The sequence below is a fragment of the Azonexus sp. genome, assembly GCF_049652925.1.
GTDB lineage: Bacteria > Pseudomonadota > Gammaproteobacteria > Burkholderiales > Rhodocyclaceae > Azonexus.
This window is the reverse complement of the sequence record NZ_JBASFI010000036.1, coordinates 36,996-60,224: the sequence shown is the minus strand read 5'-3', so window position 1 is coordinate 60,224 and position 23,229 is coordinate 36,996. Positions and strand designations below refer to the sequence as shown.

At 60.8% G+C, this 23,229-nt stretch carries 26 protein-coding genes; 5 read left to right on the top strand and 21 right to left on the bottom strand.

The features are described 5' to 3' along the window. The 5 genes from WBK19_RS17365 to WBK19_RS17345 all read right to left on the bottom strand — a co-directional run bounded on the left by WBK19_RS17365 (nucleotide 1) and on the right by WBK19_RS17345 (nucleotide 3,267). Nucleotides 1–435, bottom strand: coding sequence for a magnetosome magnetite crystal formation protein family (locus WBK19_RS17365; protein WP_511291979.1), 435 nt, complete (start codon nucleotides 433–435; stop codon nucleotides 1–3). Then, nucleotides 416–1,198, bottom strand: a complete 783-nt coding sequence (locus tag WBK19_RS17360; RefSeq protein WP_511291977.1) for a CbbQ/NirQ/NorQ/GpvN family protein — start codon at nucleotides 1,196–1,198, stop codon at nucleotides 416–418. The genes WBK19_RS17365 and WBK19_RS17360 overlap by 20 nt, the downstream gene beginning before the upstream one ends. Further along, nucleotides 1,195–1,464 carry a cytochrome C oxidase subunit IV family protein gene (locus WBK19_RS17355; protein WP_511291975.1) on the bottom strand — a complete coding sequence of 90 codons (270 nt, stop codon included), beginning with the start codon at nucleotides 1,462–1,464 and terminating at the stop codon, nucleotides 1,195–1,197. The genes WBK19_RS17360 and WBK19_RS17355 overlap by 4 nt, the downstream gene beginning before the upstream one ends. Then, nucleotides 1,464–2,054 carry a cytochrome c oxidase subunit 3 family protein gene (locus tag WBK19_RS17350; RefSeq protein WP_511291973.1) on the bottom strand — a complete coding sequence of 197 codons (591 nt, stop codon included), beginning with the start codon at nucleotides 2,052–2,054 and terminating at the stop codon, nucleotides 1,464–1,466. Before WBK19_RS17350 ends, WBK19_RS17355 begins: the two co-directional genes overlap by 1 nt. Nucleotides 2,055–2,118: 64 nt before the next feature. Next, the gene (locus WBK19_RS17345; RefSeq protein ID WP_511291971.1) at nucleotides 2,119–3,267 is read right to left on the bottom strand and encodes a GNAT family N-acetyltransferase; all 1,149 of its coding nucleotides are present in this window, start codon (nucleotides 3,265–3,267) and stop codon (nucleotides 2,119–2,121) included. Nucleotides 3,268–3,414: 147 nt separating this feature from the next. On the opposite strand from WBK19_RS17345, the gene WBK19_RS17340 reads away from it, so the two are divergent. The 3 genes from WBK19_RS17340 (at nucleotide 3,415) to katG (ending at nucleotide 6,903) form a co-directional block, all read left to right on the top strand. After that, on the top strand, nucleotides 3,415–4,044 hold the full coding sequence (locus tag WBK19_RS17340) for a class I SAM-dependent methyltransferase (protein WP_511291969.1): 630 nt from the start codon (nucleotides 3,415–3,417) through the stop codon (nucleotides 4,042–4,044). Nucleotides 4,045–4,169: 125 nt separating this feature from the next. Next, nucleotides 4,170–4,553, top strand: coding sequence for a DUF302 domain-containing protein (locus WBK19_RS17335; protein WP_511291967.1), 384 nt, complete (start codon nucleotides 4,170–4,172; stop codon nucleotides 4,551–4,553). Between the two features lie 175 nt (nucleotides 4,554–4,728). Next, nucleotides 4,729–6,903 carry a catalase/peroxidase HPI gene (gene katG, locus WBK19_RS17330; protein ID WP_511291965.1) on the top strand — a complete coding sequence of 725 codons (2,175 nt, stop codon included), beginning with the start codon at nucleotides 4,729–4,731 and terminating at the stop codon, nucleotides 6,901–6,903. Between the two features lie 73 nt (nucleotides 6,904–6,976). On the opposite strand, the gene WBK19_RS17325 is transcribed toward katG, so the two are convergent. Together WBK19_RS17325 and WBK19_RS17320 are read right to left on the bottom strand one after the other, a co-directional pair. Further along, nucleotides 6,977–8,353: a cbb3-type cytochrome c oxidase subunit I gene (locus WBK19_RS17325; protein ID WP_511291963.1), complete on the bottom strand. Its 1,377-nt coding sequence runs from the start codon at nucleotides 8,351–8,353 to the stop codon at nucleotides 6,977–6,979. 19 nt (nucleotides 8,354–8,372) lie between these two features. Continuing rightward, nucleotides 8,373–8,801 (bottom strand): c-type cytochrome, encoded by a 429-nt coding sequence (locus WBK19_RS17320; RefSeq protein WP_511291961.1) that lies wholly within the window; start codon nucleotides 8,799–8,801, stop codon nucleotides 8,373–8,375. Nucleotides 8,802–8,956: 155 nt separating this feature from the next. Here WBK19_RS17320 and WBK19_RS17315 point away from each other — a divergent pair, with 155 nt between their 5' ends. Beyond that, nucleotides 8,957–10,258 (top strand): NYN domain-containing protein, encoded by a 1,302-nt coding sequence (locus WBK19_RS17315; RefSeq protein ID WP_511291960.1) that lies wholly within the window; start codon nucleotides 8,957–8,959, stop codon nucleotides 10,256–10,258. Nucleotides 10,259–10,291: 33 nt separating this feature from the next. Here the strand turns inward: WBK19_RS17315 and WBK19_RS17310 are convergent, their stop codons facing one another. The 14 genes from WBK19_RS17310 to creD form a co-directional block, all read right to left on the bottom strand. Continuing rightward, entirely contained in the window at nucleotides 10,292–10,801 is a 510-nt protein-coding gene (locus WBK19_RS17310; protein ID WP_511291958.1) for a hypothetical protein, read from the bottom strand. Between the two features lie 118 nt (nucleotides 10,802–10,919). Continuing rightward, nucleotides 10,920–11,303: an aspartate 1-decarboxylase gene (panD, locus tag WBK19_RS17305; protein ID WP_226401091.1), complete on the bottom strand. Its 384-nt coding sequence runs from the start codon at nucleotides 11,301–11,303 to the stop codon at nucleotides 10,920–10,922. A 90-nt stretch (nucleotides 11,304–11,393) separates the two neighbouring features. Continuing rightward, entirely contained in the window at nucleotides 11,394–12,218 is an 825-nt protein-coding gene (panC, locus tag WBK19_RS17300) for a pantoate--beta-alanine ligase (RefSeq protein WP_511291956.1), read from the bottom strand. A gap of 4 nt (nucleotides 12,219–12,222) precedes the next feature. Further along, complete coding sequence (gene panB / locus WBK19_RS17295; RefSeq protein ID WP_511291954.1) at nucleotides 12,223–13,041, bottom strand: 3-methyl-2-oxobutanoate hydroxymethyltransferase; 819 nt, start codon at nucleotides 13,039–13,041, stop codon at nucleotides 12,223–12,225. Next, nucleotides 13,042–13,404, bottom strand: coding sequence for a DMT family protein (locus tag WBK19_RS17290; RefSeq protein ID WP_511291952.1), 363 nt, complete (start codon nucleotides 13,402–13,404; stop codon nucleotides 13,042–13,044). Next, nucleotides 13,401–13,877 carry a 2-amino-4-hydroxy-6-hydroxymethyldihydropteridine diphosphokinase gene (gene folK, locus WBK19_RS17285; RefSeq protein WP_511291950.1) on the bottom strand — a complete coding sequence of 159 codons (477 nt, stop codon included), beginning with the start codon at nucleotides 13,875–13,877 and terminating at the stop codon, nucleotides 13,401–13,403. The genes WBK19_RS17290 and folK overlap by 4 nt, the downstream gene beginning before the upstream one ends. Further along, nucleotides 13,874–15,217: a polynucleotide adenylyltransferase PcnB gene (pcnB, locus tag WBK19_RS17280; RefSeq protein ID WP_511291948.1), complete on the bottom strand. Its 1,344-nt coding sequence runs from the start codon at nucleotides 15,215–15,217 to the stop codon at nucleotides 13,874–13,876. The genes folK and pcnB overlap by 4 nt, the downstream gene beginning before the upstream one ends. A gap of 48 nt (nucleotides 15,218–15,265) precedes the next feature. Beyond that, nucleotides 15,266–15,934 (bottom strand): histidinol-phosphatase, encoded by a 669-nt coding sequence (locus WBK19_RS17275; RefSeq protein ID WP_511291946.1) that lies wholly within the window; start codon nucleotides 15,932–15,934, stop codon nucleotides 15,266–15,268. 36 nt (nucleotides 15,935–15,970) lie between these two features. After that, nucleotides 15,971–16,675: a DUF1003 domain-containing protein gene (locus WBK19_RS17270; RefSeq protein WP_511291944.1), complete on the bottom strand. Its 705-nt coding sequence runs from the start codon at nucleotides 16,673–16,675 to the stop codon at nucleotides 15,971–15,973. A 49-nt stretch (nucleotides 16,676–16,724) separates the two neighbouring features. Beyond that, a complete protein-coding gene (gene hda / locus WBK19_RS17265; protein ID WP_511291942.1) occupies nucleotides 16,725–17,375 on the bottom strand; it encodes a DnaA regulatory inactivator Hda in 651 nt (216 codons plus the stop codon). A 139-nt stretch (nucleotides 17,376–17,514) separates the two neighbouring features. Next, the gene (locus WBK19_RS17260) at nucleotides 17,515–17,826 is read right to left on the bottom strand and encodes a hypothetical protein (protein ID WP_511291940.1); all 312 of its coding nucleotides are present in this window, start codon (nucleotides 17,824–17,826) and stop codon (nucleotides 17,515–17,517) included. Nucleotides 17,827–17,954: 128 nt separating this feature from the next. Next, entirely contained in the window at nucleotides 17,955–19,229 is a 1,275-nt protein-coding gene (tyrS, locus tag WBK19_RS17255) for a tyrosine--tRNA ligase (protein WP_511291939.1), read from the bottom strand. Nucleotides 19,230–19,298: 69 nt separating this feature from the next. Continuing rightward, on the bottom strand, nucleotides 19,299–20,780 hold the full coding sequence (locus tag WBK19_RS17250) for a glycoside hydrolase family 3 N-terminal domain-containing protein (protein ID WP_511291937.1): 1,482 nt from the start codon (nucleotides 20,778–20,780) through the stop codon (nucleotides 19,299–19,301). After that, nucleotides 20,777–22,090, bottom strand: coding sequence for a cell envelope integrity protein CreD (creD, locus tag WBK19_RS17245; protein ID WP_511291935.1), 1,314 nt, complete (start codon nucleotides 22,088–22,090; stop codon nucleotides 20,777–20,779). Before creD ends, WBK19_RS17250 begins: the two co-directional genes overlap by 4 nt. Nucleotides 22,091–22,575: 485 nt before the next feature. Between creD and WBK19_RS17240 the strand changes: the two genes are divergently transcribed. Continuing rightward, entirely contained in the window at nucleotides 22,576–23,205 is a 630-nt protein-coding gene (locus WBK19_RS17240) for a hypothetical protein (RefSeq protein WP_511291933.1), read from the top strand. Nucleotides 23,206–23,229: the final 24 nt, after the last annotated feature.

The window sequence follows — 23,229 nt, the reverse complement described above, 5'->3', positions numbered from 1 at the left end:
TCAATTTTCACGGTTTTTTCCGGTTGACCGTGGAATTGCCGGACCGATGATCGGAAAACGCCACATCTGCCCGTTCATGGCCTTGATCAGCGCATACATGCCGAAGAGCACGAGGGTCGAGTGGATGCAGGTGAAGTAGAGGATCAGCGTCACCCAGGTCCATTCCCAATCGAGGCCGCCGAGGCCGAGGATGAGGCCGGACAGCGTGACGATGAGCAGGCCGCCGATCAGGCTGACGATAGTTGTTTGTTTGAGGTGCTGGCGGGCCAGTGGCGGTGCGCTATCCCGGTATTTTAACCACAGGCCGACGAGCAGCAGGAAGGCCAGCCCGGGCAACAGCAGTAGGTTGATCAGATAGAGAGCTTCGGCGAGGACGGCCAGGTTTTGCCCGGCCTTTTCTTCCTCGAAACCGAAACTATCGTCCGAAAGTGGCATTGACGATTTCCATGAGCGCCTCAACCGTCTCTTCGTCGTCGGTCAGGCTCTCGACCAGCGCGGCACGGCAGGCGGCGGAAACATCGAAGCCGGACTTGATGAGCGTCGCGGCATAGACGAGCAGGCGGGTGCTGGCGACTTCCTCGAGGTCGCGGTCCTTGAGGGCGCGGAAAGCCTTGGCGATACCGACCAGTCGCTTGGCGAGGTCGGCGTCGCAGCCGGTTTCGCCAATCAGGATGGAGATTTCGCGCTCGGCACCGGGGAAGTCGAAGCGCATCGAGACGAAACGCTGGCGGGTCGAGGGCTTGAGACCCTTGAGCAGATTCTGGTAGCCGGGGTTGTAGGAAATGACGAGCATGAAGTTGGCTGGCGCTTCGAGGATTTCGCCGGTCCGGTCGATGGGCAGGATGCGGCGGTCGTCGGCCAGCGGGTGGAGGACGACAGTGGTGTCCTTGCGCGCCTCGACGATTTCATCGAGGTAGCAGATGCCGCCTTCGCGCACGGCGCGGGTCAGCGGGCCGTCCGACCAGTAGGTGCCCTTGTCCGAAATGAGGTGGCGGCCGACGAGGTCGGCGGCGGTCAGGTCGTCGTGGCAGGCCACGGTATAGAGCGGCAATTTGAGGCGAGCCGCCATGTGCGAAACGAAGCGCGTCTTGCCGCAGCCAGTCGGGCCTTTGATGAGCAGCGGCAGGCGCTGCTGGAAGGCGTGCTCGAAGAGCGAAATTTCGTTGCCGGAAGGTTCGTAGAAGGGCAGTTCGGTCATTTTAGAGAGATCCAGTAGGCAAGCAGAATCAGGCTGGAAACGACGATGAGCCAGCCTTCGAGCAGGACGCGCCACATCAGAGGGGCTTCGCGCAGCTCCATGAAATCGAGGATGACCAGTCGGCCCTTGACGAAGGCGATGACCAGCATGGCAACGATGGCCCAGGTGCCGGCGGCGCCGACCTCACCGAGATACCAGGTGATGCCGGTGGCGACCATGAGGACAAGCCAGGCGCGATGGGCGGAATTTTTGAGGGCGGCAATCATCAGCGCATCACATAAACGAGCGGGAAAAGGACGATCCACAGCAGGTCGACCATGTGCCAGTAGGCGGCGCCGCTTTCCAGGCCATGCGCGTTGTGGCCGCCGTAGGCGCCATTTCTGGCCTGGAACCAGAGCACGGTCAGGATCACCATGCCGAGGATGACGTGCATGAAGTGGAAGAAGGTCAGCGAGATGTAGAACATGTAAAAGGTGTTGGTCGACATTGAAACGCCGGCACCGAACTTTGCGCTGTATTCGATGACCTTGACGACCAGAAAGCCGCCACCGCACAGCCAGGCGAGCAGGATGTTGGGCGGCACGGCCTTGATGTCGTCACGATGCGCTGCCTGCACGGCGCGGACGATGAACCACGAGCCGGTGATCAGGAGCAGCGTATTGAGGGCGCCGAGGTTGCGGTCCAGCGTTTGCTGGTAGAGATTGAATTCCTCGACATGGCTGGCCCGGGCGAAGGCGTAGGTGGAGAAGAACACCGCGAAGGCGAGCAACTCGGCGAGGATGAAGAACCAGATGGCGAGGTCGCCGGGCAGACGTTTGTCGACGGGGTCTGGCGCGGGGAGGGTAATGGTGCTCATGTGCTGCATGGTAGCGGGGCCTTGATCAGCACAAATTGATATGCCCCAAAAATGGGGAATAAGACTAGTTCTCACAGCGGAAGGGCAGGTGCGCCGCCGCCTGTTCCCGATAGTTGGCTACCGCGTCGCCCTGCACGTCGAGGTGGCGGCCGATCAGCTTGCGCATCGCCGGGTCTGCAATCCAGTGGGCGGAATGGACTACGGTTGGCGTGAAGCCGCGGGCGATCTTGTGCTCGCCGCCGGCGCCCGGTTCGAAGCGTTGCAGGCCTTCGCGCAGGCAGTAGGCGATGCCCTGATAGAAACAGAGTTCGAAATGCAGGCTGTGATATTGGCCGTTGCAGCCCCAGTAACGGCCATAAAGCGTTTCATCGCTGCGGAAACAGAGCGATACGGCGACGGGCCGGCTGTCGTCGCGGGCAATGAAGACAACCATGCGGCGGCCCAGCGCCGGCGCCAGATCGGCGAAACAGGCCGCCGTGAACACGGCGTGGTTGTTGAACTTGTCGAAAGTCGAGGCGTAGAGGGCATGCAGGGCGGGCCATTCGGCCGGGTCGATCTCGTTGCCATGGCAGACCTCGATGCTCAGGCCGCTATCGGCCACTTTGCGCCGCTCGGCCCGGACCTTGCGCCGCTTGTCGGCGGCAAAGGTGGCCAGATAGCCGTCGAAATCGCCACAGCCGCTGTCGAGCCACTGGAACTGGACGTTATGGCTGATCAGCATGCCGGCTGCCTGCAGTTCACTGCAGTCAGTCTCGTTCGGAAACGCGACGTGCCACGATGACATGTTGTGCCCGCTGGCTACCGTCTGTGCGCCATCGATCAGGGCGCGACGAATGGTCGACGCCTGCGGGCCTTCGGTCACCAGCAGGCGCGGCCCGGTGGCCGGGGTATGCGGCAGGCCGCTCAGCAATTTCGGGAAGTAGCTGCGGCCGAGCTGCTGGTAGACGGATGCCCACGACCAGTCGTGGATAAAGTCGCCGTGCGAATTGAAACGGACGTAGAGCGGCAGGATGCCGACGATGTGGCTTTGCTCATCGCTCGCCGTCAGATGACCTGGCACCCAGCCCCAGTCCGGCCCGGCGGCCCCGTGGCGTTCGATGATGGCGAGGAAATCGGCGTTGAGGAAAGGGTCGCCGGGCGGGCAGAGACGATCCCACGCCTCACGCGGGATGGCGTCGGCGGAATCAACGGAAGAGATCGTCAGGGCTGGCATCGGGGCATTTTCTGTGGTGGCACTTAAGCGGACCGCTGGACTGGTCATCGGTTCCCTGCCATTTGTCATGGTCAAACAAATTTCGTTCTTGCGCTTGCCGCGGGCAATGCATCAAGCTTGTCTTTCACTGCAGAGAAGAGAGTAGCCGTGAACGAAGATGACTTCAGCCTCAACGAAATATCCGGACTGACGCTAGCCTATTACAACCAGCGCGCCGAGGATTTTCGGGCGGGTACGCGCGATCATGACGTCAGCCAGAACATCGAGGCGATGCTGCGCCATATCGTCGGCCAGCCGCCGTTTGCGCTGCTTGATTTCGGCTGCGGCCCGGGGCGCGACCTCAGGGCTTTCGCCGGCCTTGGCCACCGGGTCATCGGGCTCGATGGTGCAGCGGCATTTGCCGAGATGGCGCGGGCCGATTCCGGCTGCGAAGTCTGGCATCAGGATTTTCTCAATCTCGAATTGCCTGACGGGCGCTTCGATGGAATCTTCGCCAATGCCTCGCTGTTCCATGTTCCCGGCCGCGAACTGCCCCGCGTCCTGCGCCAGCTGCACGCCACGCTCAGGGCAGGCGGCGTGCTGTTTTGCTCCAACCCGCACGGCCCCAATGTCGAAGGCTGGAACGGCGGGCGTTACGGGGCGTATCTCGATCTTGAAACCTGGCGTTGTCGCCTGACTGAATCCGGGTTCGTCGAACTTGAGCACTACTACCGGCCAGCCGGCATGCCGCGCGAAAAACAGCCCTGGCTGGCCAGCGTCTGGCGAAAAGCGGATTGACGTCGCGCCGGGAAGTCCGAATGTGGCGTGATTGCTACGGTCAACCGGAAAATTCGGCGAAAATTGAAATCCCGATCAGCGGCGCTGGCGGCCGGGGTCATTCGTTTTCAGGATCAGGGAGCACCATGTACTACATCGTCGATAGCGATAAATCGTTTTACGAAGCCACCACCGATCTCGTCCCGGTGATCCAGCGCCTGGGTCTCAATGTGCTCCTCGTACACGATCTTGGCGCCATGCTCGACAGCAAGGCGATCGAATTCGACGACGAATGCCAGGTCTTCGAAGTCGGCAATCCCCGGCTGGTCGAGAAAATGCTGGCCATCGACATGCGCCTCAGCGCGGCACTGCCCTGGCGGATTTCGGTCTATACCGAGAGCGGCAACACGAAGATCGCCCTGACCCGGCCGCTGCCGCGGCTCGCCGCGCTTTCGCCGGATGTCGCGCTGGCCCGGCTGGCGCAGGAGCTGGAAGAAAAACTCATCCAGATCGTCGACGAGACGCGTTAAGCGGATAGCATCGCCGTAATCACTGTCGAAATCAGCAAGAGAGAATAAGCCTGCCGTCGTCTTGATAGCGGTCGCCTATCAACCGTATCCGGTCAATCAATTGGCACTAAATACTACGTTTTCCTAATATCAATTTGAACGTTTTCCTGAACGTCATTCACCGAGGAGAGTAGAGATGGATACCAATCAAACGAAGAGCGCCGGCAAATGCCCGGTCATGCATGGCGGCAATACGGCCAGCGGCAACTCCAACATGGCGTGGTGGCCCAATGCGCTGAACCTCGACATCCTGCATCAGCACGACAGCAAGACCAATCCGCTGGGCAAGGGCTTCAACTACCGCGAGGAAGTCAAAAAGCTCGATGTCGCCGCCCTCAAGAAAGACCTGGTCGCCCTGATGACCGACAGCCAGGACTGGTGGCCGGCCGACTGGGGCCACTATGGCGGCCTGATGATCCGCATGGCCTGGCACTCGGCCGGTTCGTACCGGGTGGCCGATGGCCGTGGTGGTGGCGGCACCGGCAACCAGCGTTTTGCCCCGCTCAATTCCTGGCCCGACAACGTCAACCTGGACAAGGCCCGTCGCCTGTTGTGGCCGATCAAGAAGAAATACGGCAACAAGCTGAGCTGGGCCGATCTGATCATTCTCGCCGGCAACGTTGCCTATGAATCCATGGGCTTCAAGACTTTCGGCTTCGCCTTCGGTCGCGAGGACATCTGGCATCCCGAAAAGGACACCTACTGGGGTTCTGAAAAGGAATGGCTGGCGCCGACCGATAACCCGAACAGCCGTTACTCCGGCGAGCGCGATCTGGAAAACCCGCTGGCCGCCGTCATGATGGGACTGATCTACGTCAATCCCGAAGGCGTCGATGGCAAGCCCGACCCGCTCAAGACCGCACACGACGTGCGCGTCACCTTTGCCCGGATGGCCATGAACGACGAAGAAACCGTCGCCCTGACCGCCGGTGGTCACACCGTCGGCAAGGCGCACGGCAACGGCAGCGCTGCCAATCTGGGGGCGGCCCCAGAGGCGGCCGACGTCGAAGAACAGGGCATGGGCTGGAACAACCACACCAGCCGGGGCATTGGCCGCGACACCGTGACCAGCGGTATCGAAGGCGCCTGGACCACCCACCCGACCAAATGGGACAACGGCTACTTCGACCTGCTCCTCGGCTACGACTGGTGGCTGGAAAAATCCCCGGCTGGCGCCTGGCAGTGGGCGCCGGTCAACATCAGGGAAGAAGACATGCCGGTCGATGTCGAGGACCCCTCGATCCGCTGCAAGCCGATGATGACCGACGCCGACATGGCGATGAAGTTCGACCCCGAGTACCGCAAGATCGCCGAACGCTTCCACAAGGATCCGGCGTACTTCTCGGAAGTCTTCGCCCGCGCCTGGTTCAAGCTGACACACCGCGACATGGGGCCGAAAGCGCGCTACATCGGACCCGAAGTGCCGCAGGAAGACCTGATCTGGCAGGACCCGGTACCGGTCGGCCGTGCCGGCTATGACGTCGCCACGGTGAAGGCTGAAATCGCCGCCAGCGGCCTGAGCATCGGCGACATGGTGGCGACGGCCTGGGATAGCGCTCGCACTTTCCGCGGTTCGGACATGCGTGGCGGGGCCAATGGCGCGCGCATCCGACTGGCGCCGCAAAAGGACTGGGAAGGCAATGAGCCGGCCCGGCTGGCCAGGGTACTTGCCGTCCTCGAAGGCATTGCGGCGCAGACGGGTGTCAGCGTCGCCGATGTGATCGTCCTGGCCGGCAACTTTGGCGTCGAGCAGGCGGCAAAGGCGGCGGGTGTCGACATTAGCGTTCCCTTCGCCCCTGGCCGTGGCGATGCCAGTCAGGCGATGACCGACGTCGAGTCCTTCGAGTTCCTCGAGCCGGTGGCTGACGGCTACCGCAACTGGCTCAAGAAGGATTACGTGGTCAGTGCCGAGGAGTTGATGCTCGACCGCACGCAGTTGCTCGGTCTGACCGCCCATGAGATGACGGTGCTGGTTGGCGGCATGCGCGTATTGGGGACCAACCACGGCGGCACCCGGCACGGGGTGCTGACTGATCGCGTCGAGGCGCTGACCAACGACTTCTTCGTCAACCTGACCGATATGGCTTACACCTGGAAGCCGGTGGGTCGGAACCTGTACGAAATCCGCGACCGCAAGACTGGTGCGGTCAAGTGGACGGCGACCCGGGTCGATCTGGTTTTCGGGTCAAACGCCATCCTTCGCGCCTACGCCGAGGTGTATGCGCAGGATGACAGCAAGGAGAAGTTCGTCCAGGACTTCGTTGCCGCATGGACCAAGGTCATGAACGCTGACCGCTTCGATCTGGCGTAAATCCGGCCAGCAATAAAAAAGGCGCGGTTCCTGCGAACCGCGCCTTTTTAGTGCTATTTCAGCGAACTACCGATCAGGCTGCCTTCTCTTCCTTGCCACCGACAAAGAAGCTGAGGATGTAGAGAATCAGACCGATCAGGAAGACCACGCCGGCCCACTCACGCATCCAGTAGAACAGCGAGATCTTGTCCTGCACCACCATGAACGGCAGCGGAGTGTCGGAAACGCGTTGCAGCCAGACTTGCAGAATGCCCGCAGCGGTCAGGAACAGCGTGATGAAGACCATGGCCACGGTCATTAGCCAGAACGACCACATTTCCAGCACTTGCGACTTGTTGCTGTTGGCAGCACGGCCGCGCAGGATGGGCATGGCGTAGGAGATCATCATCAGGTTGACCATGGCGTAGGCGCCATAGAAAGCCATATGACCATGCGCTGCGGTGATCTGCGAACCGTGCGTGTAGTAGTTGACCGGAGCCAGGGTGTGCAGGAAGCCCCACACGCCAGCGCCCAGGAAAGCCATGACACCGGTGCCCAGCGCCCACAGTACGGCAGCCTTGTTCGGATGCTCGCGACGGCGACGGTTCACCATGTTGAAAGCGAACACGGTCATGCCGAAGAAGGGAATCGGTTCCAGTGCGGAGAAGATGGAACCCCACCACTGCCAGTATTCCGGCGTGCCGATCCAGAAGTAGTGGTGACCCGTACCGATGATGCCGGAGATCAGCGTCAGTGTGACGATGACGTAGAGCCACTTTTCGATCACTTCACGGTCGACGCCGGTCGTCTTGATCAGCACGAAGGCGAGGAAGGAGCCGAGGATGAGTTCCCATACGCCTTCAACCCAGAGGTGCACCGTCCACCACCAGAAGAACTTGTCGAGTACGACGTTCACCGGGTTGTAGAAAGAGAACAGGAAGAAGACGGCCAAGCCCCACAGACCGATCATCAGCACCATGGAAATGGCAGTCTTCTTGCCCTTCAGCATGGTCATGGTGAGGTTGAACAGGAAGCCCAGCGCAACGACGACGATACCGAGTTTGGTCGGCAGCGGCTGTTCGAGGAACTCGCGGCCCATGGTTTCGAGGATGTTGTTGCCGGTCAGTTCTGCCAGCGTGGCGTACGGTACGGCCAGATAGCCGATGATGGTCAGCGCACCGGCGATCAGGAAGGTCCAGAACAGGATCAGCGCCAGTTTCGGGCTGAACAGTTCGGTCTCGGATTCTTCCGGGATCATGTAGTACGCACCGCCCATGAAGCCCATGAGCAACCAGACGATGAGCAGGTTGGTGTGGACCATGCGGGCCACGTTGAACGGAATGGCGGGGAACAGGAAGTCGCCGAGCACATACTGCAGGCCAAGAATGAGGCCGAACAGGATCTGACCGACAAACAGGCCAATAGCCGCGATGAAGTAGGGTTTTGCAACCGCTTGAGATTTAAATTGCATGTTCAGTTTCTCCTCTCGATCAGCCTTGGTCGTTGGGCGGCCAGTTGGCATCGTTGATCGAATTGACGTGCTTCAGAAAGGCCACAATGGCGTTCAGTTGCTCGTCTGTGAAGTTGAACTGCGGCATGCTGCGGCGACCTGGAATGCCCTCTTTCGGACGGCTCTGGATGAATGCCTTGACGCCTTCGTCGCCGTAGCGAACGATGACGTTGCCCAGTTCAGGGGCAAAGTAAGCACCTTCACCCATCAAGGTGTGGCAACCGATACAGTTATTGACTTCCCATAGCTTCTTGCCTTCGGCGATTTGCGGCGTGATATTGGCCCGCATGTCGCGTTTCGGAAGTTGCGTGTGGGTGTCGAATGACAGCGCCAGGAACAGCAGGAAGAAGAAGACGGTCCCCCCGTAAAAAATGTTCCGCGCCATCGATTTGGTGAAAGCACCACTCATTGTTTTCCCCCTTTCGGAAATTGTTTGGCCGACGGATGGTAGGTCGCCGGGGCATGGGCAATCTTTGATGCCCGCTAAAAATGGGGAATTACTTGGGGCATCCGGGGGAGCGGGGTCGGCGGTATACTCACGCCTCCTCAAGTTGAAAGCATTTCATGGCCGCAGCCAACGACAACGCCAGCATGGCGCTCTTTTGTGACTTCGAAAACGTTGCCCTTGGCGTCCGCGATGCCAATTACGAGAAGTTCGATATCAAGCCGATTCTCGAGCGCCTGCTCGCCAAGGGCAACATTGTGGTCAAGAAAGCCTATTGCGACTGGGATCGCTACAAGGCCTTCAAGTCGGCCATGCACGAAGCCAATTTCGAACTCATCGAAATTCCGCACGTCCGCCAGTCCGGCAAGAACTCGGCCGACATCCGGATGGTCGTCGATGCCCTCGATCTCTGCTATACCAAGGCCCACGTCGATACCTTCGTGATCATCTCCGGCGATTCCGATTTCTCGCCGCTCGTCTCCAAGCTGCGCGAAAACGCCAAGAAAGTCATCGGCGTCGGTGTCAAGCAGTCGTGTTCCGACCTGCTCGTCACCAATTGCGACGAATTCATCTACTACGACGATCTCGTCCGTGACCGCGAAGGCCGTGGCAGCGCTCGGCGTGACCGCGAAGCGCCGAAGCGCTCGCCGGAAGAAGAAGCCAATCGCAAGCAGAAGCAGGAAGAACGCAAGACCAAGGCGGTCGATATCGTCGCCGCCACCTTCGTCGACCTCATGGCCGACCGTGGCGAAAGCGAGCGCATCTGGGCCTCGGTCCTCAAGGAGGTTGTCAAGCGGCGCAATCCGGGCTTCAACGAAAGCTATTACGGCTTCCGGACCTTCGGCAATCTGCTCGAAGAAGCCGCCAGCCGTGGCTTGCTCGGCTTTGGTCGCGATGACAAGGGCGCCTATGTATTCCGCGGGCAGGGCCGTTCCGCCTCGGGCGAAAGCGAAGCCGGCGGCGAGCAGTCGGTAGAGCAGGATGTGTCGGCCATGGAAGCAACGGCTGTTTCCACGGTCAACCCGGAAAATCAGTCAAAAATGGAATCACCGGCAGGTGAGCCGGAAACTTCAGGCAACGCCCGCCGACGTGGCGGCCGTCGTTCGCGCAATGCTCGGGAGCGGTCGGTGAGCGAGCCGGTCGAGTCGGCATCCGACGCTCTGTCAGTCGAAAGCCAGTCTCAGCCGGAGGCCAGCGAATCTGCTTCGGCAGAAAAGGCCGAAAGCAAGCCGCGCCGTGGCGCTCGTCGCCCGCGCAAGGCCGATGCGGTCAAAGATGCCGCCCAGCCGGTTGTCGAGTCGCCGGTGGTATCCGCCGTGACCACGACCACTAGTGCCGAGGGCGAGGCCAAGCCGGCCAAGGCCAAGCGTCCGTCGCGTCCGCGCAAGGCCAAGGTGGTGGCTGAAACTCCGGAAAGCTGAAATTTGACGGGGCTGCTTACTGCCCCGTCGGCGTCAGATGACCGCGAGCAGCTTGGTGCGCAGGCCTTCCGCCTCGCGCTTGCCTTCGCGTGACATCACGATGGCGTGATACCACTCGTCGTACATGGCGCGCAGTTCGGCATGGCCGGCCGCCTGTTCGATGCGGTCGAGCAGCGAACTGTTGCCGAGGGCGCCGACGAAAGCATTCAACGTGTTGGTCATGAAATTGCGCGCCTTCTGCAGGCGGACCGGATCGTGACTGTCGGGCAGTTCGCCGAAGGCGGTGATCGAAGCCAGCGGCGCTTGCGGCGCCACGGGTTTTCCGACAGCGTTGGTGACGCTGGCTAGTTCGATATAACCCTCTTCCTCCAGCATGCCCAGCGTGTGCTGCAAGTCGTCCGACTGCAACATGCCGCGCAAGTCGTCGACGGTCCTTTTTCCGTCAATGAATATCAATACCCGTCTGACCCGCGGTGACAGCCCGCCGGCCTTCGTGGTGATTTCGTCATGCCCCTTCGGGGTCTTGGCGAAAGCAATGCCCATGGTTTGTCTCCAAAATCGATGTAGATTTTTGAATTTATGTAAATTTTTTTGATGTATTTTACACAAAAGAAAAACCCGCCGAGCGGCGGGTTTTCAATGGGCACGAATTACTTCACGATCAGGCGGCTGCTTGCACCGGAATCTTGTGACCGCGCCGCGTGATGCGGTTTTGCGAATCGACGTAGATCAGATCGGGTTCGTGACGGGCCAGTTCGACTTCGTTATAGACGGCGAAGGTGGCGATGATCAAGATGTCGCCCGGGGCGGCGCGGCGGGCTGCCGAACCATTGACGGAAATGACGCCCGATCCGCGTTCGGCGCGGATGGCATAGGTGGTGAAACGCTCGCCATTGTTTACGTTCCAGATATCGATCTGTTCGTATTCCTTGATGTTCGCCGCTTCAAGCAGGTCTTCATCGATGGCGCAGGAACCCTCGTAGTGCAGGTCGGCGTGGGTTGCAGTCACGCGGTGCAACTTGGATTTCAGCATAGTTCTCTGCATGGTTTCACTCATCCAGATAGTTGGGGGAAGCGCATTGTAACGACAATGGATTTGCTGTCAATGGCCGTAATTATGGATATTTTTTCCGCGTCAAATCTCGATGTTGTCGATCAGCCGCGTGTTTCCCAGACGACTGGCGGCAAGGACCACCAGTGGGGCATCTACGCCTTTCGGCAGAGACAGGTCGGCCTGTTGTCGCACCGCAACATAGTCGGTTTTCCAGCCTGCCACGGTCAACCCGGAAATTGCCTCATTTTCCAAAACAGCATAGTCGGTTCTGCCGCCGCGGATGGCGGCGCGAAATTCGTTGAGCAAGCGGTGCAGGCGCGGCGCTTCGGCGCGCTCGGTCTCGCTCAGGTAGCCGTTGCGTGAAGAAAGGGCCAGGCCGTCCTCGGCGCGCACCGTTTCACCGCCGACGATGTCTATCGGCAAGGCCAGTTGGCGGGTCATGTTGCGGATGACCATGAGCTGCTGGTAGTCCTTCTTGCCGAAGACGGCGGCCTGCGGCTGGACGATGTTGAACAGCTTGAGGACGACGGTGGCGACGCCACGGAAATGGCCGGGTCTGAACTCGCCGTCGAGGATGTTCTGGATGGCTGGCGGCTCGACCGTGTATTCCTGCGGTTCCGGATAAAGATCGGCTTCAGTCGGGGCGAACAGGATGTCGACGCCAGCTGCCGCCAGCTTGTCGCAGTCGGCCTGGAAAGTGCGCGGATATTTGTCGAAATCCTCGTTCGGGCCGAATTGCAGGCGATTGACGAAGATCGAGGCGACGACGGTATCGCCATGGGCCCGGGCTTGTTCCATCAGGCTGATGTGGCCGGCGTGCAGGTTGCCCATGGTCGGCACGAAAACGACGCGGCCGCGCCCCTTGAGCGCCGCACGCAGGTCGGCGATGGCGGAAATGATTTGCATGGGTTTAAGCGGAATAGGTGTGTTCGGGGCCGGGATAACTGCCGTCCTTGACGGCGGCAACGGCGCGGCAGGCAGCGTCATGAATGCTGCTGGCGCCTTCCATGAAATTCTTGACGAACTTGGCCTTCTTGCCCGGCGGGATGTCGAAGGCGTCGTGCAGCACCATGACCTGGCCGGAGCAGTCCTTGCCGGCGCCGATGCCGATGGTGATGATATTGAGCAGCGCCGTCACTTCAGTGGCCAGCACGGCCGGAATGGCTTCGAGGACGATCATCGTGGCGCCGGCGTTCTGCACGGCCAACGCGTCATCCTTGAGTTTCTGCGCGGCAGCTTCGCCCTTGCCCTGGACCTTGTAGCCGCCCAGTGCGTGGACCGATTGCGGCGTCAGGCCGACGTGGGCGCAGACCGGAATGCCACGGTCAACCAGAAATTTGACGGTTTTTGCCATTTCCTGACCGCCTTCCAGCTTGACCATTTGGGCGCCAGCCGCCATCAGCGTGACGGCGTTGCAGAAGGCTTGTTCCGGCGATTCCTGATAGCTGCCAAAAGGCATGTCGGCGATGATGAAAGCGTGGTCCGAGCCGCGTTTGACGCAGGCGGTGTGGTAGGCGATGTCGGCGACGGTGACCGGCAGCGTCGTGTCGTGGCCTTGAATGACATTGCCCAGCGAATCACCGATCAGGATCGAGTCAACGCCGGCGCCGTCGAGCAGACGGGCGAAGCTGGCGTCGTAGCAGGTGAACATGACGACTTTCTCGCCTGCAGCGTAGAGCTTGGCAAGATCGGCCTGGGTCAGGCGGCGGGTGGTGACTTGGGCAGACATTCAGGTCCTGAAAACGAAATAGACGGCGCCTAGGATACACAGAGCTGCCCACAAGTAGTCAAGCTTGAGCGGCTGATGCATGTAGAAAATGACAAAAGGCACGAAGACGGCCAGGGTGATGACTTCCTGCAAAATCTTGAGCTGGCCGAGGCTGAGCTCGGTATTGCCGATGCGGTTGGCCGGCACCTGGAGCAGGTATTCGAACAGCGCGATGCCCCACGAAAGCAGCGCGGCGATCCACCACGGCTTGTCGTTGAGGTGCTTGAGGTGCGAGTACCAGGCGAAAGTCATGAAGACATTCGACAGCGCCAGCAGCGTCACCGTCTGCCAGATGACGGGGATGTGGAAACCGAAAACGTTCATAGCCGGACGATGCCCTGATTGGCGACGGCGGGCAACCAGGCAGCGACGGTGCCGCGGCCGGGGATGACCAGCTGCGGGGCAATTTCAGCCAGCGGCTGGAGGACGAAGGCGCGCAGGTGCAGGCGCGGGTGGGGCAGGGTCAGGCGCGGTAGGTCGATGAACTGGTCGTTGTAGAGAAGCAGGTCGAGGTCCAGTGTGCGCGGGCCGTTCTTTTCTGAGCGGATGCGGCCGAAGCGTTGCTCGATCTCAAACAGCGCGTCAAGCAGGGCTTCGGGGGCCAACGTGGTTTCCAGTTGGGCTACCGCATTGACGAATTCTGGCTGATCGGTAAGACCGACCGGCGCTGTCCGGTAGAGCGAGGAGCCGTGAGTGACGCGGCTTTCCGGCAGGTTGGCCAGGGCGGCGAAGGCAGCGAGCACGGTAGCTGCCGGGTCGCCGAGGTTGGCGCCCAGCGCAACGTAGGCAGTGTTCATTCTGCGGGGTTGGGCGAGCTACCTTCGGCGGCCGGTTTTTTCTTGCGGCGACGGCGCTTCTTGTCGCCGGCCTGCTCGGGTTGCAGCATTTCGGCGCGTTCTTCGCCATCGACCTTCTGGAAGCGCGTCCACCACTCGGCCAGTTCGATGTCGATTTCACCGGATTCGGCGCGCAGGACGAGAAAGTCGTAGCCAGCGCGGAAGCGTGGCTGTTCGAGCAGGGCGTAGGGGCGTTTGCCAGCGCGCGCTTCGAAGCGCGGCTGCAGGGACCAGATGTCCTTGATGTCGCCGGCGATGCGGCGCGTGATGGCGAGTTTTTCGCCTTGCACGTCGATGACCGTATCCATCGCCTGATAGAGCGCCGGAATCTTCGCTTCGCCCTTGGCCTTGAGCTTTTCCCAGTGGGCCAGCACTTCGTGCCAGAGCAGGGTAGCGAACAGGAAGCCAGGCGAAACGCCCTTGCCCTGTCCGATGCGGTCGTCGGTGTTCTTCAGCGAGAGCATGACGAATTTCTCGCCCATCGGCTGCTCAAGAATGACGTCGAGCAGCGGCAGCAGCCCGTGGTGCAAGCCCTCATCGCGCAGTTGGGTGATGCATTTGACCGAATACCCGGAGGTCAGCAGCTTGAGCATTTCGTCGAAGAGGCGGGCGGCCGGCACGTTTTCGAGCAGGCTGGCCATTTCGCGGATCGGCTTCTTGGCTTCCGGGTCGATGAACAGGCCGAGCTTGGCGGCGAGGCGGACAGCGCGCAGCATGCGCACAGGGTCTTCGCGGTAGCGGGCACGCGGCTCGCCGATCATGCGCAGGGTTTTTTGCTTGAGATCGCCGACGCCGTGGTGGTAGTCGATGACCGCTTCGGTCGCCGGGTCGTAATACAGGGCGTTGGCCGTGAAATCGCGGCGGGCGGCATCGTCTGCATGGCTGCCGAAAACATTGTCGTGCAGGACGCGGCCGTGTTCGTCGGTTTTCGTTTTCTCGTCGAGCATGCCGCGGAAGGTGGTTACTTCCAGCGTTTCCTGGCCCATCATGACATGCACGATCTGGAAGCGGCGGCCGATGATGCGCGAGCGGCGGAAGGCGCGGCGGATTTCTTCCGGCGTCGCGTCGGTGGCGATGTCGAAATCCTTGGGCACGGCGTTGATCAGCAGGTCACGTACGGCGCCGCCGACGACGTAGGCCTTGAAGCCATGGCCTTGCAGGGTTTCGCAAACGCGCCGGCTGCCGCTGCTGATGCGGTCGCGGGTGATGCCGTGGCTGGAGACGGGAATGACGGCCGGTTCGTGCTTGCCGGCCTTGGGCTTCTTGCCGCTGAAAACGCGGGAAATGAATTTGCGGATCACGTATTACCGTTCAATGAGCGTTTTGGGCGCTACGGGAAAAGGCGGATTCTACCGCAAAGTAATGATTTTCCAGCCCATTTGACTGGCATGCGCGTGCAGCTTTTCGTCCGGATCGACGGCCACCGGTGTGCTGACCTTGGTCATCAGCGGCAGGTCATTATGTGAGTCGCTGTAGAAGAAGCTGTCGGCGAAGCTGCCCCACCACAGGCCGAGGGCTTCGAGCCAGGCTTCGACGCGTTCGATCTTGCCTTCGCGGAAGGACGGCGTGCCGGTTGGCGATCCAGAAAATCGGCCATTTTCGGGGTTGACCGTGGGAATGGTGCCGATCAGGTGCGGGATGTCGAATTCGCGGCAAATGGCGCCGGTGACGAAGCTGTTGGTGGCGGTGACGATAGCGCACAGGTCGCCGGCGTCAAGGTGCTGCTTGACCAACGCCCGGGCCGGCTGGCCGATGATCGGCAGGATGTGGCGGGCCATGTATTCGCCATGCCAGGCATCGAGTTCCTGACGCGAATGGCGGGTCAGCGGGGCGAGCTGGAAATTGAGAAACTCGTAGATGTCGAGCGTGCCGGCCTTGTATTGCTCGTAAAACTGGATGTTCTTCGCTTCCTGCAATTCGCGGTCGACGACGCCTTTGCTGATCAGGAATTGCGCCCACTCGAAATCGGAGTCGCCGGTGAGCAGGGTGTTGTCGAGGTCGAAGAGGGCAAGGTTCATGGTGGTTCGTAAGCGAATGTTAGTTTGAGGCGAAGTTTACCGGGGACGGCGCAATTCGTTGAGCAGATCGAGCTGAACTTCCTGAATTTCGATCATGCGCTCCCATTGATGCGACAGCAGATGGTCGATTTTTTCGTGAAGCTGGCGGATTTCCAGTTCGGCCTTGAGATTGACCTGGTAGTCGTTGCGGGCGCGCAGGCGGTCTTTCGTCTCCTGCCTGTTCTGGCTCATCATGATCACCGGCGCCTGAATGGCGGCCAGGCAGGAAAGCAGCAGGTTGAGCAGAATGAACGGAAAAGGATCGACCGGGCGAAAATAGAGCACCAGCGAGTTGATCGTGATCCAGGCGACGATGAACAGGCCGAAGACGATCAGGAAGGTCCAGCTGCCGCCAAAGGTGGCGATGCGGTCGGCCAGTCGTTCGCCGAGATTCCATTTTTCGGCGTAGTCGCTCTCGACGTCGGCGGCCAGCGTCTGGTGGGTCTGCAGACTTTGCAGGACCTCATGCTCAAGTTCCGACAGCTCACCTTTTTCAGAAACCAGCAGGGAGTGAATGTATTGCCCGCGATAGCGCGCCAGGTCCGGTTGACAAATGTGGCTGTCAGGCGACCACTCCGGATGATCGGCCTGAATGTTGTTGGCGATATTGGCGCGGATCAGCGGCGCGGCGATCAACTCGCGAGCCGGAAAGGTTTTGCCGCAGACCTGGCAGATGCCGGTGGGGGACTTGCTATGACTCATGCGTGCTCCCGAGTGTGGCGTTGCGCACAGGGTAACAGTCGGCGCTGTATCAACCTGGCGGAGATTGCAGCAGTTCGCGCAGCAGCGGCAGGGTGACGGCGCGCTTCTGCTCCAGTGTGTATTGGTCGAGCGCAACGATGATGGCTGACAGCGTGCGCATGTCACGCGGGGCGTGGCGCATCAGGTAATCGATGATTTCCGGCGTCAGCTTGAGGGCGCGCTCTTTGGCCTGGGTGGCCAGGGCTTCGGCCTTTTCGGCATCGGACAGCGGTTGCAGGCGGCAGATCAGGCCGGAACCGAGGCGGGTACGAAGGTCTTCGCGCAGCGTGAGGTGGGCCGGGGGCTGCGCTGCTGCGGTCAACAGCATTCCGGAGGCCATTTTCAGGCGGTTGAAATGGTTGAAAAGGGCGATCTGGCCGGTTTCGTCGAGGTTTTCAACGTGATCGACAGCCAGTTGCTCTGCGGTTGGTGCGCTTTTCAGCGTCGGGTCGAGGGCCGCGTCGACATAGGCAAAGCCGCTCGCCTGTAGCAAATGCGAGCATCCCGAGCCAGCTTCGCCCCACAGGCAGAAAGAGGTGTCGGTGCGCGTTCCGGCCAGCCATTGGGTAAACAAGGCCACGGTTTCAGTATTGCCGCCGGCGACGAAATTATCCAGCGTGGGCGAGCTTTCGGGCAGCAAATCGAGAATCAGCTGGCGCATCGGGATAGGGAAAGGGAGCGGGGGCGAAATTCTAGCATTGCTCCCGACTGCGGCGCCGATTTAGACCGGTGCCGGCGTTCTCGGTGCTCGCACTTCTTGGCCGGCCGGGGCTTCTTCGTCCGAAAGGAAGCCCGGATTTTTATACCGAAGCGCGGGCCAGGATGGCAGCAAGCCGCGGGTAGTAGCCGGTTCGGCTGACCCTGATGTGATGTTCCATTTCGAGTGATTCGGCCGCATTGCGGGCCGACGGTGAGCGGCTGAGCAGATCCGGGAAGGTTCTAGCGGCGTCGACTACGGTAAAGATGCTCGTCAGCAGGCGAGCGCATGCCTGGTAATAAGTCGGATCCAGTCGAACGAATTTTGCGCCGTTATCGCAGGCGTCAAGGTAGGTGGCCGCTGTCGTCGATGTTTCGGCAAGCGACCTGATTTGGCTGGGGCTTAAATAGGTCATGGCGCATCTCCTTCGGTAACTCTCTACCGGAAAATTTACCCGGTAAATTCATTAACGTCCGGAAATGCTTCACGTTTAGTGCATTTACGCGCTGTAACACTTTGGTTCAGCGCGCCGACAAAAACCGCTTACTGCCAGCTGACCAGCCCGTAGTTTTTCTTGCCCCGGCGCAGGATGGTGAAACGGCCGTAGAGGCGCTCGTCGTCGGCGATTTGATGGTCGAGGCCCTCGGCCATTTGGCCGTTGATGGCGACGCTGCCGCTCTGGATGAAAGTGCGCGCTTCGGATTTTGATTTGGCCAGTCCGGCGGCGACGAGGGCGTCGATCAGGTTGGCGTTGGCTTTGTCGATCTGCACGCCGGGCATGCCGTCCTGGGCCAGTTGTTCGAGGTCGTTTTCGGTCAGATTTTCCAGTTGACCGTGGAAGAGGCTGTCGGTGATGCGTCGGGCGGCCATTAGCGCCACTTCGCCGTGTACCAGACGGGTGGCTTCTTCGGCCAGGATGCGCTGGGCTTCCGGCTTGCCGCCGCTGGCCTGGTCGGCCGCTTGGATTTCGGCGATGCGGGCGACCGGCAGGAAGGTGAAGAAATTCATGAACTTGTAGACGTCGGCGTCGCTGGTGTTGAGCCAGAACTGATAGAAAGCGTAGGGCGAGGTCTTTTTCGGGTCGAGCCAGATGGCGCCGGATTCGGTCTTGCCGAACTTGGTGCCGTCGGCCTTGGTGATCAGCGGCAGGGTCAGCCCGAAGACGTGCTGCTGGTGCAGGCGGCGCGTCAGGTCGGTGCCGGCGACGATGTTGCCCCACTGGTCGGAGCCGCCGATCTGCAGCACGCAGCCGTAGCGCTTGTTGAGTTCGGCGAAGTCGTAGCCCTGGAGCAGGCTGTAGGAAAACTCGGTGTAGGAAATGCCCTGGTCTTCGCGCTGCAGGCGCTGCTGCACGGATTCTTTCTTGATCATGGCGTTGACCGAGAAATGCTTGCCGATGTCGCGCATGAATTCGAGGCAGTTCATGCCGCCGAACCAGTCGTAATTGTTGGCCATGATGGCCGGGTTGGCGCCGTCGAACTTGAGGAAAGGCTCGACCTGGCCACGGATCTTGTCGACCCAGGTGGCGATGACGTCCGGCGTGTTGAGCTTGCGCTCGGTGGCCTTGAAGCTCGGGTCGCCGATCATGCCGGTGGCGCCGCCGACCAGCGCGATGGGCTTGTGGCCGGCTTCCTGGAAGCGCTTGAGGATGAGGACCGGGACCAGGTGGCCAAGGTGCAGGCTGTCCGCCGTCGGGTCGAAGCCGCAATAGAGCGTTACCGATTCCTCAGTCAGCAGTTTGTCGAGCGCGGCAGCGTCGGTGATCTGGGCGATCAGGCCGCGATCGTGCAGATCCTGGATGAGGGGGGACTGGTACATGGTGTTGCTCTCCACAAGACGGGGATGCCCGGCGCCGGGCGTCAGGAAACGGTAAAGCCGGGCATTTTATCAGAGGCGGGTCGGCTTCCCGCCAAACTGCGGTCGCGTTGACGGTGCAGGACACATTTCAATTTTGGCCGTTTTTTGCGTTTCACGCAGTAAACCCGGTTGACCGTGGAAGTCCGGTTGATGACGGGAGACAGTGGCATCTGACCTCAAACGTACCTGCATTAGACCGGCCGGCGCACCCGGCGCTGGCTGGTTGGCAAAGTCCGCCAGGCGGCGGTCGCTTTCTGCAAGCCGGGCGGGTGCAATGCGGTGCTCGGCCAGGGCCTCGGCGGCGCCGGCTAGGGCGCGATAGACCTGGCGCGGATCGTAGCTGACCAGCACGAGATCGACGCCGGCCGCAAAGGCCTCGCCGGCAACGCGGCCGATGCCTTTGCGGTAAACAGCGCCCATGTTGAGATCGTCGGTGATGAGCAGGCCGTCGTAGCCCCAGGTCTGGCGCAGCAGGCCATCGACGATGGCCGGCGAATGCGAGGCGGCGTGCTCGGCGTCAAGCGCGGTCAGCGTCACGTGGCCGAGCATGATCGCCGCCGCCGGGTGGCCGGCCAGCTGCCGGAAAGGTTGCCAGTCGGCAGCCAGATCGTCTGCCGAGGCGGTGAGGACGGCCGGCCGCAGATGGGTGTCGGTGCGCACCCGGCCAAGGCCGGGGAAGTGCTTGAGCGTGCCGCGCACGCCGACGGCGTTGAGCCCGTCGAGATAGCCGCCGGCAATGTCGGCGACCTGCTGCGGGTCGCTGGCGATGGCGCGGGCGGCGATGTTGCTCAACGGGTCGGGCCAGGGTTTGTCGGCCGGGCGCAGGTCGACGACCGGGCCGAAATTGAGCGTAACTCCGAGATCGGCCAGCCCCCGGCCCTGGCGTTCGCCATAGGCGCGGGCATCGGCCGCCGGGTCGCGGCTGCCCGCGAAGTTGGCCAGCGGCGGCAACGCTTCGAGTAGGGGTGACAGGTGCGACACGGCGCCGCCCTCCTGGTCGGCCGTGACGATCAGCGGCGGCAATTCGGCCCGGCGACGAATCGCCTGCAACTCGGCGATGTCAGCGGCGACCGCCGCCAGATCGCGACCGCGCACATTGCGCTTAGCCAGATAAATGCCGCCGATCAGCCCTTTCGCCGCCAGCGGGCGCAACTCGTCGAGGTCGGTGTAGCCGACGACGAGGTGAGCGCCCACCGCCTGCATGGCCGGCCCGGCTTCGAGCACGGCATCGCGCATTTGCCGGTATTCCAACTCGCGGTACGCGGTCAGCGCGAACACCGCGAGAAAGAGCGGGCGAGCTAGCTTGGGGAGGCGCCGGTGAAAGATCAGGGCAAGCACCGGCAAGCCAAGCAGCAGCGGCGTTTCGACATGGCGGAAGGCGAACAGCAGCGGGTGCTTGAGGTGCCAGGCCGGCCACAGCAGCAGGACGGGCAGGGCGATGCCGAGCCAGCGGCCCAGCCGCCCGCCTAGCCTGCCAGGGCGGCGGGTGAATGCGGCGGGCAGGCTGATCATTCGGCCGACTCCATCAGGCGGTTGCCGAGGCCGTACCAGTTCAGGCGGCGGGTGGCGAGCATGACGGCGCCCAGCGCAAGGAAGAGGAGCAGGCTGCCCATGAGCAGGGCATTGTCTTCCGAAAGCAGGACGCCGTAGAGCACGCCGTAGAGGCCGGTCAGTCCGCTGCCGAAGGCGAAGCCCTGACGCCAGCCGCCGAGTGCGCCGGCGAGGTACCAGGCGATCAGCCCGATACACGCCGAGGCGGCAATGCCGTAGGCGGCGGCGAAGGCGAGGTGTTCCGAAAAGGCGATCAGCAGCAGGAAGAAAATGGCCAGCGCCAGCCCGACCAGCAGGTACTGCATCGGATGGATCGGCGTGCGGCGCAGGATTTCAGTCAGGAAAAAGCCGGCAAAGGTCAGGACGATGAACAAAACACCATATTTCACCGCCCGCTCGGCCTGCAGATAGACATTGACCGGATCAATGAAATCGATACTCAACGCTTCGCCGCTGTTCGCCTTGAGCGCCGCGTCGAAATTGCGGGCAAGGTGCGAGACTTCCCATTGCGCCTCGAAGCCTTTGCCGCTGACGCTGCGGGTTTGCGGCAGAAAACGGCCGCCGAAATTCGGGTGCGGCCAGTCCGACTTTAGATGGATGTGGTTGGCCTCGCCGACCGGGGCAAAGGCCAGGCGCGTCGTGCCGGTCAGTTGCAGCGGAAAACTGAAGTCGAAGCGGCTGGCCTGCTGCAGGTCGACCGGCCCGAGATCGGCGGTCAGCCGGCGCAAGCCGCTTTCGCCTGGGGATTCCGCCGAGGCAAAGCGGTAGGCCTTGCCATTGACCGTGATGCGCGGGTCGTTGCTGATGCCGCGCGGATCGCTGACGCCCAGTTGCAGGGCGAGGCGGACATTGCTCACCGTCTTGCCGCCAAGCAGTTCGGCCAGCGGGCGAACGGCAAAATAGCCGCTGCCGTTCGCCGTCAGGCGGAATAACCGCGCCTGATAAATGCCACGCTGGCGCGTCTCCACCCCCGCCTCGCCATCCAGATTCAATTCGGTCGGCGGCAACAGCAGCGTGCGCTCGACCACCTGCCGACGCGGCCCGGTCTTCTCCGACTCCGCCGGAACCTCGACCGTCTCCCGGTAATGAATCGCCAGCACCGGCCCGGCCAGCGTCTGCTCGCCCGCCGCGCTATTGGCGATATTGTCCTGAACCTCCCGCTGACGCTGCGCCCGGTCGCTGATCTGGCTCTCCACCATGGCCAGCGGAATCAACAACAACAAGGCCATCAGGCCAATAGCCAGCATCTTGAATAGCAATTTCTTGTCCATCTCGAACTCCCTGGTTGAATGACAGGAGCGAGTCTGGAAGGCGTGAGTGTGGACTTGTCGAAGCGACGGTGAAGTGGGGGTGAAGTGGGGCGGTTTGTTTGTTTTTCCGGCCTGTCGGAACGGTGTGCCGTGCGGCGAGCACACCCGTAGTTCGGAGCCTAAAATCATCGGCCGGCCGTACAGCAGTGCTTTCCGCTTGACGCTTCTGCCGCCTTTGTTTTGAACTGTCAAATACTGTTTGACAGTTGCCTCCGGCAGTCCGCCTTCAGACAAAATGACATGGAGACAAGCGCTGTGCCGACGGATTGAATTTGAAAATTGGCCAATTTTTCCGGTTGACCGTAGCAACCAGCAAAATGGTAGGTGGTCATGGGATCGGAAATGACTCGGCCCCCGTTTTGCGCGGGAGAATCCTTATATGATGTCTATCATTATGCGAAATACAATCACGAGTCGCACTTTTTTCACCAAACTGATATTCAACAATGGTCATTAAAATCATATCCAGAGTTTACGCGGTACTTTTGCTGGTCATTTGTTCCGTGTGCGTTATCCACACCATTATCACCAGAACTCCATCTGACTTTTTGTCTATCCTGAAATATGTTGTACCAGTTACTATTTTCCTGTTTTTTTCAAATTACTCCGTCGATGAGAAAATAGGCTCGGATGGCGAGGTTACGCGATACTACCCGAGCGCTCGTGAAGCGTTTGAAGGGGCAATAATAGGGTCTGTTTTCCTAATTCCAATCGGCGTGGTTATTCTGTCCGTTTATTCTTCAGCAGTCGATACAGTTGCTTGGATGCAATCCCCAAACCTCGATGACTATGTAGTGAAAGTGATTTCTGCTGTCGCCGTTTTGATTGCCGGTCATGTTTTATTCCTTTTCAGGCAAAAATATCGGCCTATTTATGGAGCAACAGAACTCTTAGTCGGTGTTGCTATCGCAATGAATAATGGACATGAACTTTTGAAAAATGGCGAATTCGATTTGACCATGGTTTTTGCGTTCATCACCGCTGGTGTTTACCTCGTTGTCCGTGGCCTAGATAATATTCACGAAGGCAGCAAACAGCTAAAGGAAGAGCAGTCAAAGGAGAATCGGAGTGAATAGGGCGTGCTCGCGGGTGAGCACGAA

Bases quoted from the DNA above. Each gene is read 5' to 3' on its own strand.
- WBK19_RS17365 (WP_511291979.1), bottom strand. From the start codon at position 435: ATGCCACTTTCGGACGATAGTTTCGGTTTCGAGGAAGAAAAGGCCGGG.
- WBK19_RS17360 (WP_511291977.1), bottom strand. From the start codon at position 1,198: ATGACCGAACTGCCCTTCTACGAACCTTCCGGCAACGAAATTTCGCTC.
- WBK19_RS17355 (WP_511291975.1), bottom strand. From the start codon at position 1,464: ATGATTGCCGCCCTCAAAAATTCCGCCCATCGCGCCTGGCTTGTCCTC.
- WBK19_RS17350 (WP_511291973.1), bottom strand. From the start codon at position 2,054: ATGAGCACCATTACCCTCCCCGCGCCAGACCCCGTCGACAAACGTCTG.
- WBK19_RS17345 (WP_511291971.1), bottom strand. From the start codon at position 3,267: ATGCCAGCCCTGACGATCTCTTCCGTTGATTCCGCCGACGCCATCCCG.
- WBK19_RS17335 (WP_511291967.1), top strand. From the start codon at position 4,170: ATGTACTACATCGTCGATAGCGATAAATCGTTTTACGAAGCCACCACC.
- katG (WP_511291965.1), top strand. From the start codon at position 4,729: ATGGATACCAATCAAACGAAGAGCGCCGGCAAATGCCCGGTCATGCAT.
- WBK19_RS17325 (WP_511291963.1), bottom strand. From the start codon at position 8,353: ATGCAATTTAAATCTCAAGCGGTTGCAAAACCCTACTTCATCGCGGCT.
- WBK19_RS17320 (WP_511291961.1), bottom strand. From the start codon at position 8,801: ATGAGTGGTGCTTTCACCAAATCGATGGCGCGGAACATTTTTTACGGG.
- WBK19_RS17315 (WP_511291960.1), top strand. From the start codon at position 8,957: ATGGCCGCAGCCAACGACAACGCCAGCATGGCGCTCTTTTGTGACTTC.
- WBK19_RS17310 (WP_511291958.1), bottom strand. From the start codon at position 10,801: ATGGGCATTGCTTTCGCCAAGACCCCGAAGGGGCATGACGAAATCACC.
- panD (WP_226401091.1), bottom strand. From the start codon at position 11,303: ATGCAGAGAACTATGCTGAAATCCAAGTTGCACCGCGTGACTGCAACC.
- panC (WP_511291956.1), bottom strand. From the start codon at position 12,218: ATGCAAATCATTTCCGCCATCGCCGACCTGCGTGCGGCGCTCAAGGGG.
- panB (WP_511291954.1), bottom strand. From the start codon at position 13,041: ATGTCTGCCCAAGTCACCACCCGCCGCCTGACCCAGGCCGATCTTGCC.
- WBK19_RS17290 (WP_511291952.1), bottom strand. From the start codon at position 13,404: ATGAACGTTTTCGGTTTCCACATCCCCGTCATCTGGCAGACGGTGACG.
- folK (WP_511291950.1), bottom strand. From the start codon at position 13,877: ATGAACACTGCCTACGTTGCGCTGGGCGCCAACCTCGGCGACCCGGCA.
- WBK19_RS17275 (WP_511291946.1), bottom strand. From the start codon at position 15,934: ATGAACCTTGCCCTCTTCGACCTCGACAACACCCTGCTCACCGGCGAC.
- WBK19_RS17270 (WP_511291944.1), bottom strand. From the start codon at position 16,675: ATGAGTCATAGCAAGTCCCCCACCGGCATCTGCCAGGTCTGCGGCAAA.
- hda (WP_511291942.1), bottom strand. From the start codon at position 17,375: ATGCGCCAGCTGATTCTCGATTTGCTGCCCGAAAGCTCGCCCACGCTG.
- WBK19_RS17260 (WP_511291940.1), bottom strand. From the start codon at position 17,826: ATGACCTATTTAAGCCCCAGCCAAATCAGGTCGCTTGCCGAAACATCG.
- tyrS (WP_511291939.1), bottom strand. From the start codon at position 19,229: ATGTACCAGTCCCCCCTCATCCAGGATCTGCACGATCGCGGCCTGATC.
- WBK19_RS17250 (WP_511291937.1), bottom strand. From the start codon at position 20,780: ATGATCAGCCTGCCCGCCGCATTCACCCGCCGCCCTGGCAGGCTAGGC.
- creD (WP_511291935.1), bottom strand. From the start codon at position 22,090: ATGGACAAGAAATTGCTATTCAAGATGCTGGCTATTGGCCTGATGGCC.
- WBK19_RS17240 (WP_511291933.1), top strand. From the start codon at position 22,576: ATGGTCATTAAAATCATATCCAGAGTTTACGCGGTACTTTTGCTGGTC.